The organism is Buttiauxella noackiae, assembly GCF_000737905.1.
In the GTDB taxonomy this organism is placed as follows: Bacteria; Pseudomonadota; Gammaproteobacteria; order Enterobacterales; family Enterobacteriaceae; genus Buttiauxella; species Buttiauxella noackiae.
In genome coordinates this window covers 115,056-133,234 of sequence record NZ_JPRU01000005.1, presented here as the reverse complement: position 1 = coordinate 133,234, position 18,179 = coordinate 115,056, and the positions used below count along the sequence as shown (strand labels likewise).

Here is an 18,179-nt window from a genome sequence, read left to right as displayed (position 1 = left end):
GCCTATGGCCTCGCCCCGTTGGGGCCAGCGCAAGCGCTGTTCAAAAGGCTGAAGCCTTTTGTCCTGCAACTCGAATTATTTAGAGTAATATTTTTTTTAAGAAGGGCGCGGCAGGACGCACCCGTTACCGTTCTACTGACCGGCGATCTTCATCTCCGGTAACAGCACTGAACCACATTGAATATTACTGCGCTTCTCAATATCACTACCAATTGTGACCATTTCACGCCACATATCTTTCAAGTTTCCAGCGATAGTAATTTCGCTCACCGGATATTGGATTTCACCATTTTCGACCCAGAAACCCGATGCGCCACGAGAGTAATCGCCAGTGATGCCGCTTACGCCCTGTCCCATCAGTTCAGTCACAACTAGGCCCGTGCCCATCTCTTTGAGCATACCTGCGAAATCCAGACCGCGCCCTTCGATACGCCAGTTGTGGATACCACCCGCATGGCCGGTGCTTTTCAGACCCAGTTTGCGCGCAGAGTAGTTGGTCAACAGCCATTGTTGCAGAACACCATCTTTAATAATGTCACGGCGTTCTGTACGAACCCCTTCGCTATCAAACGGTGTAGATGCCAGGCCTTTGAGCAGATGCGGGTGCTCTTCAATCGTCAGCCATTCCGGCAAGATTTGTTTGCCGAGGGAATCCAGCAGGAAAGTGGATTTGCGGTAAACCGAGCCGCCCGCAATCGCACCCACTAAATGGCCAAACAAGCCAGTTGCCGCTTCAGCCGCAAAGATTACCGGTGCTTTCATAGTAGACAGTTTGCGCGGGGAGAGGCGCGCTAAAGTGCGGCGGGCGCACTCGATACCTACCGATTCAGGGCTGTCGAGGTCTTCCATCGCGCGACCAATGGTGTAGGCGTAATCACGCTCCATCTCGCCGTTAACTTCTGCGATAACACAGCTGGAAAGCGAATGGCGCGTTGAACAGTAGCTTTGCAGCATACCGTTGCTATTACCGAATACTTTAATGCCGTAGTGGCTGTTAAAACTGCCGCCTTCGGTATTGTTGATGCGCTTATCAACGTTCAATGATGCATTTTCCGCGCGTGCCGCCAGCTCAATCGCGCGGTCAGCATCCATTTCCGTTGGATGGAAAAGATCTAAATCTGGCGCTTCAAAAGCCAGTAATTCTTTATCCGCCACACCGGCAAACGGGTCTGGGGATGTGTAACGAGCGATATCCAACGCCGCCTGCACGGTGCGCGCTACGGCGTCCGGGCTAAGGTCTGTTGTGGAGGCGCTACCTTTACGGTTTTGATGATAAACGGTGATGCCTAACGCACCATCGCTGTTAAATTCGACGTTTTCCACCTCACCGTATCGGGTGCTTACGCTGATACCGGTGGTTTTACTGACGGCAACTTCTGCGCCATCGGACTGAGCGGAAGCCAGTTCCAGCGCCTGAGATACCGCTTGTTCCAGAACCTGACGTTGTTGTGCTACTTGCGTGTTTACTTTCATCGCTACTGCCATAATGTAAGGTGAGTGAATTAAGTCTAACCCAGAACAGAACAATTTCGCAGTGAACAGGCTTTACTGGTAGAATTAGCCACTTTTTTTAAGGAGCCTAATATGACTAAGCAGCCCGATGACTGGCTCGACGACGTCCCAGATGACGAAAATGAAGACGAAGATGATGAGATTATCTGGGTCAGTAAAAGCGAAATTAAGCGTGATGCCGAGGAGTTAAAACGCCTGGGTATGGAACTGATGGAGTTGGGCAAAAATGCGCTCGACAAAATCCCTCTTGATGAAGATTTGCGTGCCGCTATTGATTTGGCTCAGAAAATCAAAAAAGAAGGCCGCCGCCGTCAGGTTCAGTTAATTGGCAAAATGATGCGTTCGCGCGACATGGACCCAATCCGCGTTGCACTCGATAAACTGAAAAACCGTCACAACCAACAAGTCGCACTGTTCCATAAACTGGAAGCCCTGCGCGATCGTTTGGTTGAGGAAGGCGATGATGCAATGAGTGAAGTGTTAAGACTTTACCCAGAAGCAGACCGCCAGCAATTACGTGTGCTGATTCGTAACGCACAAAAAGAGAAGGCAGCAAATAAGCCGCCAAAATCTTACCGCCAGATTTTCTCTTATCTGCGCGAACTGGCTGAAACCCAGGCCTAAAAAAATGCCCGCAAATTTGCGGGCATTTTTATTGGTGGGTCGCATTACTCTTGTAGCTGAGCTTTCTTAGCCAGACCATCCAGCAATTTCTGGTAAATACCACCAAAACCACCGTTGCTCATCACCAGAATATGGTCGCCAGGTTGAGCCGTTTTCACCACCATATCTGCCAAAGTGTCGACATCCGCACTCCAGTGAGCAGGCTGAATACAGGCTTCTGCCACTTCCACCACCTGCCATGGAATATGCGGAGGCTGAAGCAAGAAGACTTCGTCTGCACGACCTAAAGAAGGTGCCAGATCATCTTTGCTCAGACCCATTTTCATGGTGTTAGAACGTGGCTCAAGCACCGCGAGAATACGTGCGGTGCCGCCAACTTTGCTGCGCAATGCCGAAAGCGTTGCCAGAATCGCCGTTGGATGGTGAGCAAAATCGTCATATACCGTCACGCCATGCGCTTCGCCACGTAATTCAAGGCGACGACGTGCGTTGATAAAGCTATCCAGGGCTTTCGCGGCATCTGCCGGTGTAACACCCACATGGCGTGCTGCGGCGATCGCCATCAGCCCGTTATGCATGTTGTGTTCGCCAACAAGCTGCCAGTGAACTTCACCGACATGCTCGCCATCCAGATACACTTCCCAGTTGGATGCATCAGGATTAAGTTTCTTCGCCTGCCAATGGCCTTGTTCGCCCACCAGTTCCTGCTCGCTCCAGCAACCCATTGCCAGCGTCTGCTTAATGTTGGTGTCGTTCTCAGGCCAGATGATTTTCCCCTGCCCCGGAACGATACGCACCAGGTGGTGGAACTGTTTCTGAATCGCTTTCAGATCGTCAAAGATGTCCGCGTGATCAAACTCAAGGTTATTGAGGATCAACGTACGCGGGCAGTAATGTACAAATTTGGAACGCTTATCGAAGAACGCACAGTCGTATTCGTCAGCTTCAATCACGAAGAATGGACTGTCGCCCAGGCGCGCAGAGACGTCGAAATTACCCGGTACGCCGCCAATCACAAAGCCAGGCTTGTAGCCACAGGCTTCCAGAATCCACGTTGCCATACCTGCGGTGGTGGTTTTACCGTGCGTACCCGCCACAGCCAACACCCAACGGTCGCGCAACACAAAATCGTGCAGCCATTGTGGGCCAGACATGTAAGGGATACTTTTCTCAAGTACCGCTTCAACACACGGATTTCCACGCGTCATTGCGTTGCCGATGATCACCAGATCCGGTTGCGGATCGAGCTGGCTTGGGTCGTAACCTTGAATTAATTCAATACCCTGCTCTTCAAGCAGAGTGCTCATTGGAGGGTACACATTAGCATCCGAGCCCGTAACCTGATGGCCGAGTGAACGAGCCAGCATAGCAAGGCCGCCCATGAACGTGCCGCAAATACCCAAAATATGAATACGCATAAAACTATCCTTTTATTATTTGGCGCACATTCTAACCGTATGTTGGGTGCTGGCAAATCGCATTTAAGTTAATTCCGTATTTTGCTGGCGCGATTCACCTGTACGCTACTATTTGAATCTTTGTTAGGATTGTTGCAGTCGTTTCATTTAATTAACAGAAGCAGGGAAAGTGTTATGAAAACGTTAGGTGAATTTATTGTCGAAAAGCAGCACGAGTTCTCGCACGCAACCGGTGAACTGACTGCCTTGTTGTCGGCAATAAAGCTCGGCGCAAAAATCATCCACCGTGATATCAACAAAGCAGGTCTGGTTGATATTTTGGGTGCCAGCGGAGCTGAAAACGTTCAGGGCGAAGTGCAGCAAAAACTTGACCTGTTCGCAAACGAAAAACTGAAAGCAGCACTGAAAGCCCGAGGGATTGTGGCCGGTGTTGCTTCCGAAGAAGAAGATGACATTGTTGTTTTCGAAGGCGCGGAACATGCCAAATATGTAGTGCTGATGGACCCGCTTGATGGTTCATCAAACATCGACGTAAACGTATCAGTCGGTACCATTTTCTCTATCTATCGCCGTATTACGCCGGTAGGCACACCTGTTACCGAAGCCGATTTCCTCCAACCAGGCAACCGCCAGGTCGCAGCGGGTTATGTGGTTTATGGCTCTTCAACCATGCTGGTTTATACCACCGGTTGTGGCGTTCATGCCTTCACCTACGATCCTTCTCTTGGCGTATTCTGCCTGTGCCAGGAACGTATGCGTTTCCCGGAAACCGGCAATACCTACTCCATCAACGAAGGGAACTACATCCGTTTCCCGCAGGGTGTGAAAAAGTACATTAAGTTCTGCCAGGAAGAAGATTCAAACACCCAACGCCCGTATACCTCACGTTATATCGGTTCTCTGGTTGCCGACTTCCACCGCAACTTGCTCAAAGGCGGGATTTATCTTTATCCAAGTACCGCAAGCCACCCGCAAGGGAAGCTGCGTTTACTGTATGAAGGTAACCCAATGGCATTCCTTGCAGAACAGGCTGGCGGTAAAGCGAGTGACGGCAAAGAACGTATTCTGGATATCATCCCGGAAACCCTGCACCAGCGCCGCCCGTTCTTCGTGGGTAACGAACATATGGTCGATGATGTAGAACGCTTTATCCGTGAGTACCCGGATGCATAAGTTGTGATGGGTTGTGGATGACGCTTATCCACTCTACAAAAGCCAAAACCCGCATTTGCGGGTTTTTTATGGGCGATAATCAATGTTAATACGGCATTAGCACCTGAATGTCGCCATGGCCGCCACCAAATGCTGCGACTGCTCTTCAAGGGAACGCGTAGCTGCGGTAGATTCCTGAACCAATGCCGCATTTTGCTGCGCTGCTTCATCCATCTGGCTTACCGCGATGTTCACCTGTTCGATACCGTAGCTTTGCTCGTTTGACGCATTAGCGATTTCACTCACCAGACGAGTCATACGCATCACTTCTTCGGCGATTTCATCCATGGTTTCCCCGGCTTGCTGCGCCAGTTCACGACCTTCACCAACATGATTTTGCGAATCAGAAATCAGCGTACGGATCTCTTTTGCTGCATCAGCACTACGGCTTGCCAGGGTACGAACTTCGCCCGCAACGACCGCAAACCCGCGCCCTTGCTCACCAGCACGCGCCGCTTCTACCGAGGCGTTGAGCGCCAGGATATTGGTCTGGAAAGCGATGCCGTCGATAACGCTCAGGATGTCTGCAATACGGTCAGAGCTACTGGAGATATCACGCATTTTCTCAATCACATAGCACACCATTTCACTGCCACGATCGGCAGTATCAGAAACGTCTTTCGCTAATTTATGCGCCTGCTCGGCGTTGTCGGCGTTCTGTTTCACTGTTGCGGTGATCTGCTCCATGCTGGCGGCAGTTTGCTCAAGAGAAGTAGCGGTCGATTCGGTGCGCTGGGCAAGGTTCTGGTTGCCTGCGGCTAGTTCGCGACTGCCGGTATCAATTTGCGAGCTGGCATCACGCACGCGGCTCACCGATTCCATCAGGGAATCTCGCATGAGGGTAATTGCCGTCGCCAGACGGCCAAATTCGTTATTGCCAGCAGGCGGCAACGTCTGGGTTAAATCGCCTTTGGCGACAAACTCCAGTTGTTCAATCGATTGATTTAACGGCTTGAGCAGTAAATGGCGTAGAGCCAGCCACACCAGCACGATAATTCCGGCAGTGAGCAATGCGGCGATAATAATTAGCGTCAGGACGATTTTCTTATGCAATTGCACCGCTTCAACTTCGCTGTTTCCGCGCGCCTCGCCCCACTGTTTGAAAATCTCCACATCGGTATCAAACTTTTGCGACAGCGGAATCAACGTCTTTTCCAGCAGGTCGTAGTAATCATCGGGGCTTTGTTTGGTGAGTGCTGCAAGCATCGGATTGATACCTTTTGCGAGATATTCCGCATAGCTTTGCGATAAGTTTTGAATCAGTCGATTGCCTTCTTCATCACTCACGCCGCTGTCGATAAACTCTTTTAGCTGCTGTTGAGCCGCCGTCACATCACTTGCAACGTAATCGGTAGATTTGGTGGCATCTTCCAGCAGGCCAATTTCCATCTGGCGAACCGCCTGCCCTGCACCATTACGCGCACGTAGCAACGAAACATAGCCATCAGACAACCGCACCATCTGCTCGCCCTGTAGGCGATTGATATTCTGGAGTGAGGTTGAGCTTTGTTGCAGAGCAAAAATGCCCATGCCGCTGACAAATAACAACAGGAAGGTCATAACTGCCAGCAAAGTCAGCAGCCCCGTGCGAATAGACAAATTTTTCAACATGCTCTTTTCCCGGTGACAGAACGATTAAGTGTTATCGACCATCACCGGGGAAAGTTTAGACAAAGCGATTCAGCTTTGACCGGACGTGACGTTAATGCGCTTCACTGGTGAGCTTTGGCGGTTTTCCCACAGCACCGTCAGGCCGCGCTGTAGCGCAATGAAAATAAACAGCAAAATGCCGATGGCAATTTTCGTCCACCACGAACTGAGCGTGCCATCGAAGTTAATATATGTCTGAATCAGTCCCTGAATAGCCACGCCAAACAGCGTACCGAGCACCGTCCCCACTCCACCGCTTAACAGCGTGCCACCGATAACCACTGAGGCAATTGCATCCAGCTCAACGCCCATTCCCGCCAGCGCATAACCTGCTGAGGTATAGAGTGAAAAGACAATACCGGCCAAAGTCGCAAGCCCGGTCGACAGCATATAAATGCGGATAGTGGTGCTGCGCGTTGAAATCCCCATCAGGTTTGCCGAAGTCGCGTTGCCGCCAATCGCATAAACCTGGTTACCAAAACGGGTGCGGTGCGCAAGGAAAATACCAATCACCACCACCGCCAGCATCAGCAGGCCCATCGCACTCAAGCGCCCGCCGCCGGGAATACGCCAGGCAAGGTTTGAAAGGGTGTCGTAAATCGGGTGGTTAATAGGAATCGACTCTTCTGAAACCAGGTAACTCACCCCACGCAGGAAGAACATCCCGGCGAGCGTAATAATAAAGGCAGGGATTTTCAGCGCGTCGATAAGTAAGCCCATAAACGCGCCGAATGCGCAGCCCATCAGCAGCACCAGCGGGAAGGCCACCAGCGGTGATAATCCCCAGAAACCAATCGCTTTAGCGAGGAACACGCCGGTAAAGGCGATCACCGAACCGACGGAAAGATCGATACCGCCCGAGAGGATCACAAATGTCATGCCAACGGCAATAATACCCAGAAACGCGTTATCGGTCAGGATGTTGCAAATCACCCGCGTAGAGGCAAAACCGGGGAATTGCGTCAGGCAATACAGATATCCCAGCACAAACACCGCCAGGGTAATCATCAACGGCAAGTTACGTTTGATCATGGCGACGGAGTCCTTTGAGCAAAGCAATAAAACGCGGTGACTGAACAATCAGCACGCACATCACCACCACCGCCTTCACCACCTGGTTAAGCTCAGGCGGGAAGCCAGAAAGCAGAATGCCGGTGTTCATCCCCTGAATAATCAGCGCACCAATCACCGAAAGCGCGATGTTAAAGCGCCCGCCCATCAGCGAACCTCCACCGATGACTACCGCCAGAATAGCGTCCAGTTCCAACCACAACCCGGCGTTATTGGCATCGGCACCACGAATATCGGCAGTCACGATAATCCCGGCAATCGCCGCGCACAGACCGCTTAAAACGTAAGTGAGCATCACAACAAGGCGTGTATTCACCCCGGCGTTTTTCGCCGCGCGAATGTTAATCCCAACCGATTCGATAAACAGGCCCAGCGCGGTTTTGCGGGTAAAAAGCCAGAAGACCAGCAGCGTCGCCAGCACGATAATCACCGGCGTCGGGAAGAAGAACAGCGAGCCGCTGCCCAGATAAGAGAGATTTGGTGAGTTAAAAGTGACGATTTGCCCGGCGGTGATAAGTTGCGCCACCCCGCGCCCGGCGACCATTAAAATCAGCGTGGCAACAAACGGCTGAATCTTGAGTATCGCGACCAGAATGCCGTTCCACAGCCCCGCAAGAACACCGACACCGAGGGACGCGAGAATCACAACCGTCAGACTATGCCCATCAACGGTGAGCGTCGCAGCCGTGGCTCCCGCAATCGCCATTACTGCACCAACGGAAAGATCGATACCGCCGGTGGCGATCACCAGCGTCATACCAATGGCGAGTAATGCGACCGGTGCCGCACGGTTAAGAATGTCTATCGGGCTGCCGAACAGCCGCCCGTTTTGCACAACGATATCAAAGAAATGGTTGGCGACCAGGCTATCAACTAATAGCACCAGCACCAGGGCGACTAACTGCGGAATACCCGGCGGCCAGCGGAAATTTCGCTTTGGCTTTTCGGCATCCGTTTGCGGCAATGAACGAGACATCACGTGTTACTCCTTATGCCGCAATGGCATTCATAATGGCCGATACGGAAAGATCTGCGAGCGGGATCTCAGCCACTTGCTGCCTGTCACGCATGATGATCACGCGATCCGCATAACCCACCAGCTCCTCGAGTTCCGATGAGATAACCAGCAGTGCCAGGCCATCGGCACACAGTGTTTCTATCAAACGGATAATTTCAGCGTGCGCGCCAACGTCGATCCCACGAGTGGGTTCGTCAAGGATCAGGAACTGTGGTTTGGTCAGCAACCAGCGCGACAGCAGAACTTTTTGCTGATTACCGCCGGAAAGAAACTCAATCGGTTGATCCGGGCCTGGTGTGCGAATGCCCAGCTGGCGGATAAACCGTTCCGCTATCTGATACTGCTCACGTTTAGGGATCGGCCTTAACCAGCCGCGCTGGGCCTGCAAGGCCAGAATGATATTTTCACGTACCGAAGCGGCGGCAATAATGCCGTCTGTCTTCCTGTCTTCCGGGCAGAAACCAATGCCGAGCGATGATGCCTTATGCGGCGAACGCAGTGATTGCTGTTTGCCTTTGATCCAGGCGTTGCCGCTATCTGCGGGCTTGATCCCAAAAATGACTTCAGCGGTTTCGGTACGACCGGAGCCTAATAAGCCCGCCAGGCCAACGATCTCGCCAGGGCGAACCTCCAAATCAAACGGATTGATCACCCCTTTCTTACCGAAATCTTTAAACGCAGCGACTGGTTTATCACTCAGCAAAGTACGGCCCGCGCGGTTCAGCGCGTTGGTTTCCAGCTCGCGCCCCAGCATCATTTTCACCAGTTCGATCTGCGGCAGATCTCGAGTATTTCGCGTGCCAACAAACGATCCATTGCGCAGAACAGTAATACGATCGGTGACTTCATAAACTTGATCGAGGAAATGGGTGACGAAGATCAGGCTCACGCCCTGATCGCGCAGCTGACGCATCAGGGTAAAAAGCATTTCGACTTCTTTGGTGTCGAGGCTGGCGGTGGGTTCGTCGAGGATCAGCACTTTGGCGGAGAGATCGATGGCCCGGCAAATGGCAACGATTTGCTGCATCGCCACGGAGTAGCGGTTGAGCGGCTCGGCAACATCCAGCGAAAACCCGTAGGATTCCATCAGGCGTGTAGCGCGCTGTTCCATCTCTTTACGTTGTATAAACCCAAAGCGGCGCGGCTCGCGGCCGATAAACAGGTTATCCGCCACCGACATATTCGGCAGCAGGTTGACTTCCTGATACACCGTACCGATGCCGAGCTGTTGGGCATGGGCAGTATTTTTGGGGGAAATCAGCTCCCCTTCGAGATAAATATTGCCGCTATCACGCTGATAAACCCCGGTTAAGGCTTTGATTAGCGTTGATTTACCTGCTCCGTTTTCACCCAGTAACGCCATGATTTCGCCACGATTGAGGCTGAAATCCACTTTGTCGAGCGCCTTAACGCCTGGGAAATTTTTTGATAAGCCTTCCGTGCGCAGAATTTCCTGATTGTTGTTTGTGTTCATGAACGCACTCCTGCCAACGCACAACTGTAGGGTGGGATAAGCAGCAGCGCCCTCAACCAGGCCCGTGCCTTAATGGCGGATGACGCTACGCTTATCCGCCCTACATAAAACAACCCCTCCGTTTCGGGAGGGGCGTAACTCATCAGTAACCCATCGACTTCTTCTTCTCGAGCTCTTCTTTCGCCGTGTCCGGGAGATACAGCGTGGACTTGGTGATGGTTACTTTTTCAGGCATGGTGCCGTCTTTTTTGAACTTCTCGAGTGCATCGAACGCCGGACCTGCCATGTTTGGCGTCAGTTCAACGCTTGCGTTCGCTTCGCCGTCGATCATCGCTTTGTAGATATCCGGCACGCCATCAATTGAACCGGTCAGAATGTCTTTGCCTGGTTTCAGGCCCGCTTCTTTGATTGCCTGAATCGCACCGATCACCATGTCGTCGTTATGCGCGTAAACCATGCAGATGTTTTTGCCGTTGTTCTCAGCTTTGATGAAGCTCTCCATAACTTCTTTACCTTTGCTGCGAGTAAAGTCGCCAGACTGAGAACGAATGATTTTCACATTCGACGCTTTAGAAATGGCGTCGGCGAAACCTTTCTTACGATCGATTGCCACGCTCGCACCCACAGTGCCTTGCAGTTCAACCACGTTACATTGCTTACCGTTCAGCTCTTTAAGCAGCCATTCACCAATCAACTGTCCTTCCAGCACGTTGTTGGCGGTAACGACGGTCATGTACAGCGATTTATCTTTCACATCGATATTACGGTCGAGCAGGAAGACTGGGATTTTTGCCTCTTTTGCTTCTTGTAATACTGGCTCCCAACCCGTGGCGACGATTGGCGCAATGAAGATTGCGTCTACGCCCTGGGCGATGAATGAACGTACCGCTTTAATCTGGTTTTCTTGTTTTTGTTGGCCGTCTGCGATTTTCAGCGTGATACCACGCTTCTGAGCCTCGCTCTTCGCAACCGATGTTTCTGCTGCACGCCAGCCGGATTCAGAACCTACCTGCGAAAATCCGACCGTTAACGGAGCAGCTATTGCCATAGACGACATGGCTGCGGAGACTGCAGAGACCAAAAGTAAGCGCTTCCACATAGGGACATCCTCGTAGGGTTATTGTTGGTTAAAATCTGGGCGTCGAAAAAACTATAGACGACGTGTGGTGTAACAGAATGAGTTACATCACAATTCCAACAAGTCGCGCATAACCTTGTAACCGCTTACACAACTTTATAAAGAATACGGCTATGTTTATGGATTTTTCCGTTGTCGGAAGGTTCTGAAAAGGGATGTGGGAGAAACAAAAAAATTTAATCTGAATAATTCGAGTTACAGCCAGGCGGCAAGCTCAAAATCCCCTGGAGCTTAATAAAGTAAGTGACTGGGGTGAGTAAGTGCAGCCAACACCGCTGTAGCTCGAAGTATGGCGGGTAAAAAAAGAGAAAAAGACTTTTAGGAGCAGTTAGCTATAATACCCGGCACTTGAATGACACCAGTTTAAAGGAAAAAGAGATGAGCTTACTCAACGTCCCTGCGGGTAAAGATCTGCCAGAAGACATCTACGTTGTTATCGAAATCCCAGCAAACGCTGATCCTATCAAATATGAAGTTGATAAAGACACCGGCGCACTGTTCGTTGACCGTTTCATGTCTACAGCAATGTTCTATCCGTGCAACTACGGTTACATCAACCACACCCTGTCTTTAGACGGTGACCCGGTTGACGTTCTGGTCCCAACTCCATACCCACTGCAACCAGGTTCTGTTATTCGTTGCCGTCCAGTTGGCGTGTTGAAAATGACTGACGAAGCTGGCGAAGATGCCAAGCTGGTTGCGGTTCCGCACACTAAACTGAGCAAAGAATACGATCACATTAAAGATGTGAACGATCTGCCAGAACTGCTGAAAGCGCAGATCTCCCACTTCTTCGAGCAGTACAAAGCTCTCGAGAAAGGCAAATGGGTTAAAGTTGAAGGCTGGGACAACGCAGCAGCTGCTAAAGCTGAAATCGTTGCTTCGTTCGAGCGCGCTAAGAAGTAATTCTCGCCTCGCTGAATGCTTGTAAAAACACCGCCAACTGGCGGTGTTTTTTTATGCTCGCAAGAGAAACGGCCACTCGAGTGAGTGGCCGCTTTGGGAATCAACTAGAACTGATCTTTATCCAACCAGTCTCCGCTTTCTATGCGGGTTAATCCATCCACCGGTCGTTGGTACACGTACATCCATGCACTGCCGTAAGGTGTCTGAATTAGCTGACGTTTATACTCGCCACCTTTAGTGCGCAAAGCGTCAAGCTCAGAGAGTGTAGAAGCATCAATGCGATACACTTCACCCACCACAGAACCCTCACCCGGCACTACTCCCGGATAATGGCCAAGGTTATATAAAGCGTAATTTTCAACATGATGATCCCCAAGCCACTGGGCGTTGGTCATCCAGTGACTGTTACCTTGCTTGCGTCGTAAACTGCCGTAAACAAAAATTCGCATAGCTAAAACTCAAACTGATAAAGCAGATCAAGTGCCTGATCGATACCAGACACCGCTTCCAGATACAGCTTAGGCATCAGGCGATAACGCAGTGTTAGTGTCGCCAATGAGTCAAAAATACCCACTCCATATTTAACCTGGAGACCTGGCAGTACATAGCCACTGACCACCACTTGTGAGGAATCCCCCACCCCTGCGGTATCAAGCGCCAGATTGCTTACGCCAAACGTCTCGCCGATTTTACCCACAACCTGACCACTTTGTGCAACCCCCAAGCCAACAAGCATTGATGTCATGGCGTTACCATCGTCGCCAGAATTATCTAAACCCTGCCCGCGAAGCAGGTAGGACAAGGCTTCTTGCTGTGACATGGCCGGATCAGAAAATATCTCAGCTTTAGGCTCATCTGCTGTTCCTGTGACACGAACACCGGCTATTACGTCGTTTTCTGTCGCTTCCGGGTTACGAATCGCTTCGATATTTAATAATGGCTGGTCAGGTGGACCTGAGAATAACAGCTCGCCTTTACGCACGATCAGATCCTGTCCATACGCATGGAAGCGCCCTTCAGGAATATTGATCTGCCCGTTCAGGCCAAGACCCTGACGATCCTGTACCATTTTTAAATCACCATTCAAACGAGCCTTCAAACCAAATGCATCGAGGCGCACATTGTTGCCAACGTGAATAACCAGGTTGCTGTTGATAGGAATGCTTGCCGTTTGCGGTTTAATCGGCTTCAGATCTTTATCCAGCATAACTTCATCACTGGAAACGCCAACGGAGCTTTCAGGGACTTCATGTACCACAATGCGAGCCCAAGGGATATCGACACTCCCATCAAGCGTGAACAAGCTCGGAGTCGCAACAAACTCAACGTCAGGCGAAACATCAAGGCGCACCATCGGAGGCACAGTAATACGCACCTTATTGCCTTTCGCCGCCACGCGTGCGCGCCAGTTGTCGATTTGCGTCCAGTCGGCATCGCCACTCAGAGCAATATCACCCTGTTTGGTGCGTACCGTTCCTGCAAGTGTCGAGTTCATGCCGTTAAAGTTCATCGCCAGCTGACTTGGCTGCATATCAAACGGCATAAAGTTGCCGTCGATATCAACGCCGTTAAGCTGCAACTGGCCGAACAACTGCGGCCGTTCTGCATTTCCTGCAAGCCTCAGATTGGCGTTCAACTTTCCTGCGGCTTTTTCTCCACGTGAGAATATGGAGTTAGCGATGGCCAGATCAAAATTACGCATATTCACGTTACCGCCCAAATTACGGCGGCCTTGCGGATCGGTAATTTGCACCTGTCCATCAAGCTGGCCGTTATTGGCAACACGAATAAGCCAGCCAAGTTTCGCCTGGTTGTTTTTGAGCTCCGCATTGAGATTGAGCGTATCGAATGCCACCGGTAACGGGCTATCGTTAACCATCTGAGTCACTTTCACGCCGTTGCCTTGCAGCGTGACAGAGCCCTGCGGCAAACCGCCTGACTCAGCATCCCAGCTAACATCCGCCCGGCCACTAAATGTGCCTACCGCTTGTGTATCAGCCGGCATAAACGGTTTGAGCATCGCCAGATCAAAGCGGTTCAGATTGACCAACGCACGGCCTTTCGTACCTGCATCAATCGGCTGCGGTACACAAAGTTCGGCATTCGGGTTAGTCCAGCAATGCACACCGATATTGATTTTCTGCTCTTTGTTGCGGTAATCGAGCGCCAGTGTACGGTTGAGCGACCATGGGCCAACCGGCGTTTCAAATCGCGTGTTGCTAAGAGTGCCACGCCAGCGCTCCTGCGCACGGTCAAAGCTGCCGCTCAAATCAAGCTGCCCGGACACAGGTTCACCCTGGATACGCAGTTTTAGCTGGTGCTGTTTTTCGGAGCCTTTTGCGTCAAGCGTTACAAGGCTGAGATCGACACCAGGCTGGGAAATACGCTCAACGCGCAGATCCAGATTCCCGGCGATTTGATCGGTGGATTTCACATCCCCTTTCAGCAAGACTCGAGCAATCGACAACTCCTGCCAGCGGAGGTTATTCGCAGTAAGATCTGCCAGCAGCTGTGGCGCTTTTACATCGCCACGCACTTTAATCGTGCCTTTCGCTGTGCCGCCAAGTCCTGGTAAAGCATTGTCGAGATTCGGTGCATCGATGGTGGCATCAAGCTCGAGATCCTTCGGCCCTAATTCCCCTTTAACATCAGCACTGTTGCGCCCCAGCTCAATATGCAGGCCAGGGGTTTTCCACTGCATGTAACTGTTGCCGTTGAGCTTTCCGGTAACGTTTAGTTTGTTATTTTTGACATTCCCGGCAAGTTTTAGCTCGGAGACATCCATCTGCCAACTGCCGCCATACAAACTGCCGCTGGTTTTCACCAGTCCGTCGAGTTTCGCAGGCCAGTCAGGGAATTGCTTCGCCGTATTGATGTCGTCAAGTTTCAGCTCGCCGCGCCAACTAATGGCTTTGCTCCAGTCAAGTACTGCTTTCAAGTCAGTATTGCCCTGCAACGCAGCAACTCGTAGCTTATCGAGATTAAGCTGTTGCTCGTTGCCTGTCGCATCGAGCGTGATGGTGGCTGGCGGAATTTGCTCACCTTTCACATCGCTACGGAACGACAATTTATAGTCGGTCATTTTGCCGCTGAATTTCAGCTTCAGGTTGTCGGCCTGGTACTCTTTCTTCCCGGTAAATGGCCAATACAGCTGCTTACTGACCACTTCAAGATTGAGCGGCAAGCCTGCCTCAGCAAGCTGAGTTTGCGCAGTGAGTTCAAGATCAACCGGGCCTGAGAGATTCATGCCCACTTTCAGCACATCCCGCAGCTCCCCACCAATCTTCATCTTCACCTTTTCGCCTTTGATTGGATCAATATTCAGCGTGGTGTTTAAGGTTAAATCCACCGGCCACTTGTCGCGTAATTCCGCGCTGCCGGTGGCATTAACCAGCCCTTGCGAGGAATCAACATCCAGCGCATCAAGCTTAAGAGAGCCGTCAATGCTGCTGACTTTTAGCAACAGGCTGCTGACCAATAAATCAGTGTCACCCGTCAGGCGTAAGTTCGCCCCGCGGAACTCCTGAATATTCAGGTTCAGCGGCAAATGCACATCGGCCATTTCCGGCAAAACAGGTTTTTCAAACAACTGTTTGAGCGTTTCGCCCAGCGGTAACTCTTCCGGCTGCGGGTTCTGAATTTTCGGCTCAACCACCTCTTCCTGCGCGACTTTGGCAACTTTTGGCAGCGCAATCAGCAAACCTTCGAGATTGGTTGGGGTAACCGTCAGATTGCGTTCTTGCCAGTTCAGGCCAGAGGTAAATTCCATCACCGACACGGTGGTGTTATCGATTTTGATATTGACATTATTAAGCGCCACGCGGCTTAACGTAATCGGGTATGGCGTGGTGAGATTGAGCGGGCCAGTGTCCTCTTCCTCAACCTTCGCTGCCGGTGGCATTTTCTTGCTATCAACAACGACGTCGACGTCTTTAAGCAAAAGGTTATTCACGCACAGGCTGCTATCACGCAGGCAACCTAATTTCACCGCGAGATTAACTTCACCCGCCGTTACGTCCACGCCCGGCTGTTGATAGCGCAAGCCTTTGATAGTCAGATTACGCCAGCCACCGGTGACGCTGGCAATATCCAGCCCCGGCACCCAGCGGTTTGCGGCATTAAATAAGAGGTGCAGACCGGTAGTGGTGCCTACCAGAAAACCCACCGCGCCAATCAGCAACGCGATAAAAACCAACACCGCGAGGCTTATTTTCTTCCAACGACTCATAGTTCAGGCCCCAGACCGATGTAAAACTGTAAACCGTGCTCATCTTTATCAGCCACCGGGACCGCTAAATCGAGTTTGATTGGCCCAACCGGTGACTGCCAACGCACGCCAAAGCCCGCACCCGTTTTATAGTTACTCTGTTTGATATCGTTGACCGCTTCGCCAGAATCGACGAACACCGCCCCCCACCATTTCCCGGTAACGTTGTATTGATACTCCAGCGATCCGGTAAGCATTTTTGACGCACCGGTCAGTTCGCCTTTATCGTTTTCAGGAGAGATGGATTTGTAGGAATAGCCGCGAATACTGCGGTCGCCACCGGCAAAGAAGCGCAGATCTGGCGGCACTTTGTCGAAGTTATTGGTTTCAATCCAACCCACATTGCCACGCACGACAAAACGGTGCTTTTCCTGCAACGTTCGAATCCAGACTTGCTGCGCCTGGAATACCCCGAAGTCGACATCAGAACCCCAGGTGGTATCAGACCAGTCAATGGAATAGCGCTGTGAATCGCCCCAGGTCGGCATCAGGCCGCCACGAGAGCGGGTACGGTTGAGGCTAAGGCCTGGGTAAAGCAGCATCGTGGTGTTAGTTACGTCAGCCTGGGTAAAGTGATCGAGGCTCCAGCGCAGGTTAATGGCGTGCTGCCAACCGCTGGATAAATCCCAGTATCGTGAAACTGCGAGGGTGCTGGAGTCAGATTTAGTGTCGTTCAGGTCTGTGCGTTTGAAACCGCCCTGTACCAAATAATATTGTTCCAGCGGATTTTTCAGCAGCGGCATTTTATAGCTGAAATCAAGAATTTGCTCAGGCGCTGAAATACTGGCGCTACTGGTCAGGCTGTGGCCGTAAGAGTTCATCCACGGCTTTTTCCACGTCGCTTTTACGCGCGGCCCCACATCGGTGGAATAACCCACACCGGTTTCGATGGTGTTCTCCGTACGTGGTGACACAACACCATGCAACGGCAATACTTTAGTTTCGCGAGACTTGTCGAATTCCGGCGCAACCACCACCGAATTAAACCAACCTGTCGCAGATAAACGGCGGTTCAGCTCTGCAAGGTCTTTCGACTGGTAGTAATCACCCTGTTTAAAAGGCACAAGGTTTTGCAGATACTCTTCGCGAATTTGTGAGCCTTCGAAAGTCACGGCGCCAAAACGATAACGCTCGCCACTGTTGTAATCGATGTCCCAGAACGCCTGGCGGCGCTCAAGCGAAACGCCTAGCTGGCTTTTGAGGAATTCACTGTCGAAATAGCCCTTTCGCACCGCAATGTTGGAAAGATCTTTTTTGAAGCTGTCGTAATCGTGGTGATTGAGGATAGTGCCAATCTTCGGGCGCTCACTGAGCAACGCGATGTAGTCTTTATCGTCACGCGCACCGCCGCGCAGAATCACGTCGGTACCGCCTATCAATACTGGCGGGCCGGGATCGACTTTGGCAATCAAAACCTGGCGTCCTTTGGCAGGTGGTGGCCGCAGGTCAAAATCAATGGTTGGCTCATAATAGCCAAGCGCTTTCAAACCATTACGTATAGCGTCATCCACACGCGCACGGAAACGCCTGTCAGGCGTAACTTCATCACTCTGGATAGTTGAAAGCTGAGCGCGAACGTTTTTTTGCAGTTCACCGCTTAGCCCTTCCACCTGTAAACGCACGTTGGCAGCGCTGGCCCACGTGCTTACCATGCATAGGCAAGCCGAGCAAATAATACGAAATCGTGGCACGTTTTCTCCTGAATATCCTTGTTCCCACCCCTGGAAGGAAACGCTTTAACAAAACCCCAACAATTGGGGTTGAAAACTGCACAATAACCCAAATAATTCTTATATGTACTGTAGTCTCATACAGAGGAGTTATTGTCTGCAATAACACGCCTCGTTACAACCGCATGGCGGTTGTTGTTAAATTTAGCCAACATCGGG

At 51.4% G+C, this 18,179-nt stretch carries 13 protein-coding genes; 3 read left to right on the top strand and 10 right to left on the bottom strand.

What is annotated here, in order from left to right:
- Nucleotides 1-132: 132 nt before the first annotated feature.
- Nucleotides 133-1,485, bottom strand: coding sequence for a metalloprotease PmbA (gene pmbA, locus IX31_RS19560; RefSeq protein WP_034461250.1), 1,353 nt, complete (start codon nt 1,483-1,485; stop codon nt 133-135).
- A gap of 99 nt (nt 1,486-1,584) precedes the next feature.
- Here pmbA and yjgA point away from each other — a divergent pair, with 99 nt between their 5' ends.
- On the top strand, nt 1,585-2,136 hold the full coding sequence (gene yjgA, locus IX31_RS19555; protein WP_034461249.1) for a ribosome biogenesis factor YjgA: 552 nt from the start codon (nt 1,585-1,587) through the stop codon (nt 2,134-2,136).
- Nucleotides 2,137-2,180: 44 nt separating this feature from the next.
- On the opposite strand, the gene mpl is transcribed toward yjgA, so the two are convergent.
- Nucleotides 2,181-3,554: a UDP-N-acetylmuramate:L-alanyl-gamma-D-glutamyl-meso-diaminopimelate ligase gene (gene mpl / locus IX31_RS19550; protein ID WP_034461248.1), complete on the bottom strand. Its 1,374-nt coding sequence runs from the start codon at nt 3,552-3,554 to the stop codon at nt 2,181-2,183.
- Nucleotides 3,555-3,728: 174 nt separating this feature from the next.
- On the opposite strand from mpl, the gene fbp reads away from it, so the two are divergent.
- The gene (fbp, locus tag IX31_RS19545; protein WP_034461247.1) at nt 3,729-4,727 is read left to right on the top strand and encodes a class 1 fructose-bisphosphatase; all 999 of its coding nucleotides are present in this window, start codon (nt 3,729-3,731) and stop codon (nt 4,725-4,727) included.
- Nucleotides 4,728-4,823: 96 nt separating this feature from the next.
- On the opposite strand, the gene IX31_RS19540 is transcribed toward fbp, so the two are convergent.
- The 5 genes from IX31_RS19540 to ytfQ all read right to left on the bottom strand — a co-directional run bounded on the left by IX31_RS19540 (nt 4,824) and on the right by ytfQ (nt 11,078).
- On the bottom strand, nt 4,824-6,377 hold the full coding sequence (locus IX31_RS19540) for a methyl-accepting chemotaxis protein (RefSeq protein WP_034461245.1): 1,554 nt from the start codon (nt 6,375-6,377) through the stop codon (nt 4,824-4,826).
- Nucleotides 6,378-6,446: 69 nt separating this feature from the next.
- Nucleotides 6,447-7,448: a galactofuranose ABC transporter, permease protein YjfF gene (gene yjfF, locus IX31_RS19535; RefSeq protein ID WP_034461244.1), complete on the bottom strand. Its 1,002-nt coding sequence runs from the start codon at nt 7,446-7,448 to the stop codon at nt 6,447-6,449.
- On the bottom strand, nt 7,435-8,466 hold the full coding sequence (ytfT, locus tag IX31_RS19530; protein ID WP_198528583.1) for a galactofuranose ABC transporter, ATP-binding protein YtfT: 1,032 nt from the start codon (nt 8,464-8,466) through the stop codon (nt 7,435-7,437). The genes yjfF and ytfT overlap by 14 nt, the downstream gene beginning before the upstream one ends.
- Nucleotides 8,467-8,476: 10 nt before the next feature.
- Complete coding sequence (gene ytfR, locus IX31_RS19525) at nt 8,477-9,979, bottom strand: galactofuranose ABC transporter, ATP-binding protein YtfR (protein ID WP_034461241.1); 1,503 nt, start codon at nt 9,977-9,979, stop codon at nt 8,477-8,479.
- A 142-nt stretch (nt 9,980-10,121) separates the two neighbouring features.
- Nucleotides 10,122-11,078, bottom strand: a complete 957-nt coding sequence (ytfQ, locus tag IX31_RS19520) for a galactofuranose ABC transporter, galactofuranose-binding protein YtfQ (RefSeq protein WP_034461239.1) — start codon at nt 11,076-11,078, stop codon at nt 10,122-10,124.
- Between the two features lie 417 nt (nt 11,079-11,495).
- Between ytfQ and ppa the strand changes: the two genes are divergently transcribed.
- Nucleotides 11,496-12,023: an inorganic diphosphatase gene (ppa, locus tag IX31_RS19515; RefSeq protein ID WP_034461237.1), complete on the top strand. Its 528-nt coding sequence runs from the start codon at nt 11,496-11,498 to the stop codon at nt 12,021-12,023.
- Between the two features lie 104 nt (nt 12,024-12,127).
- Here the strand turns inward: ppa and IX31_RS19510 are convergent, their stop codons facing one another.
- From IX31_RS19510 to tamA, 3 genes are read right to left on the bottom strand one after another with little or no spacing between them, the layout of a single operon-like run.
- Nucleotides 12,128-12,472, bottom strand: coding sequence for a gamma-glutamylcyclotransferase family protein (locus IX31_RS19510; protein ID WP_034461235.1), 345 nt, complete (start codon nt 12,470-12,472; stop codon nt 12,128-12,130).
- A 2-nt stretch (nt 12,473-12,474) separates the two neighbouring features.
- Nucleotides 12,475-16,251 (bottom strand): autotransporter assembly complex protein TamB, encoded by a 3,777-nt coding sequence (gene tamB / locus IX31_RS19505; RefSeq protein WP_034461232.1) that lies wholly within the window; start codon nt 16,249-16,251, stop codon nt 12,475-12,477.
- On the bottom strand, nt 16,248-17,942 hold the full coding sequence (gene tamA / locus IX31_RS19500) for an autotransporter assembly complex protein TamA (protein ID WP_122974066.1): 1,695 nt from the start codon (nt 17,940-17,942) through the stop codon (nt 16,248-16,250). The genes tamB and tamA overlap by 4 nt, the downstream gene beginning before the upstream one ends.
- Between the last annotated feature and the right edge of the window lie 237 nt (nt 17,943-18,179).

Excerpts from the sequence above, each read along its gene's own strand:
- tamA (WP_122974066.1), bottom strand. The coding sequence starts at position 17,942 with ATGGTAAGCACGTGGGCCAGCGCTGCCAACGTGCGTTTACAGGTGGAA.
- ytfR (WP_034461241.1), bottom strand. The coding sequence starts at position 9,979 with ATGAACACAAACAACAATCAGGAAATTCTGCGCACGGAAGGCTTATCA.
- IX31_RS19510 (WP_034461235.1), bottom strand. The coding sequence starts at position 12,472 with ATGCGAATTTTTGTTTACGGCAGTTTACGACGCAAGCAAGGTAACAGT.
- mpl (WP_034461248.1), bottom strand. The coding sequence starts at position 3,554 with ATGCGTATTCATATTTTGGGTATTTGCGGCACGTTCATGGGCGGCCTT.
- fbp (WP_034461247.1), top strand. The coding sequence starts at position 3,729 with ATGAAAACGTTAGGTGAATTTATTGTCGAAAAGCAGCACGAGTTCTCG.
- ppa (WP_034461237.1), top strand. The coding sequence starts at position 11,496 with ATGAGCTTACTCAACGTCCCTGCGGGTAAAGATCTGCCAGAAGACATC.
- ytfQ (WP_034461239.1), bottom strand. The coding sequence starts at position 11,078 with ATGTGGAAGCGCTTACTTTTGGTCTCTGCAGTCTCCGCAGCCATGTCG.
- pmbA (WP_034461250.1), bottom strand. The coding sequence starts at position 1,485 with ATGGCAGTAGCGATGAAAGTAAACACGCAAGTAGCACAACAACGTCAG.
- yjgA (WP_034461249.1), top strand. The coding sequence starts at position 1,585 with ATGACTAAGCAGCCCGATGACTGGCTCGACGACGTCCCAGATGACGAA.
- yjfF (WP_034461244.1), bottom strand. The coding sequence starts at position 7,448 with ATGATCAAACGTAACTTGCCGTTGATGATTACCCTGGCGGTGTTTGTG.
- tamB (WP_034461232.1), bottom strand. The coding sequence starts at position 16,251 with ATGAGTCGTTGGAAGAAAATAAGCCTCGCGGTGTTGGTTTTTATCGCG.
- IX31_RS19540 (WP_034461245.1), bottom strand. The coding sequence starts at position 6,377 with ATGTTGAAAAATTTGTCTATTCGCACGGGGCTGCTGACTTTGCTGGCA.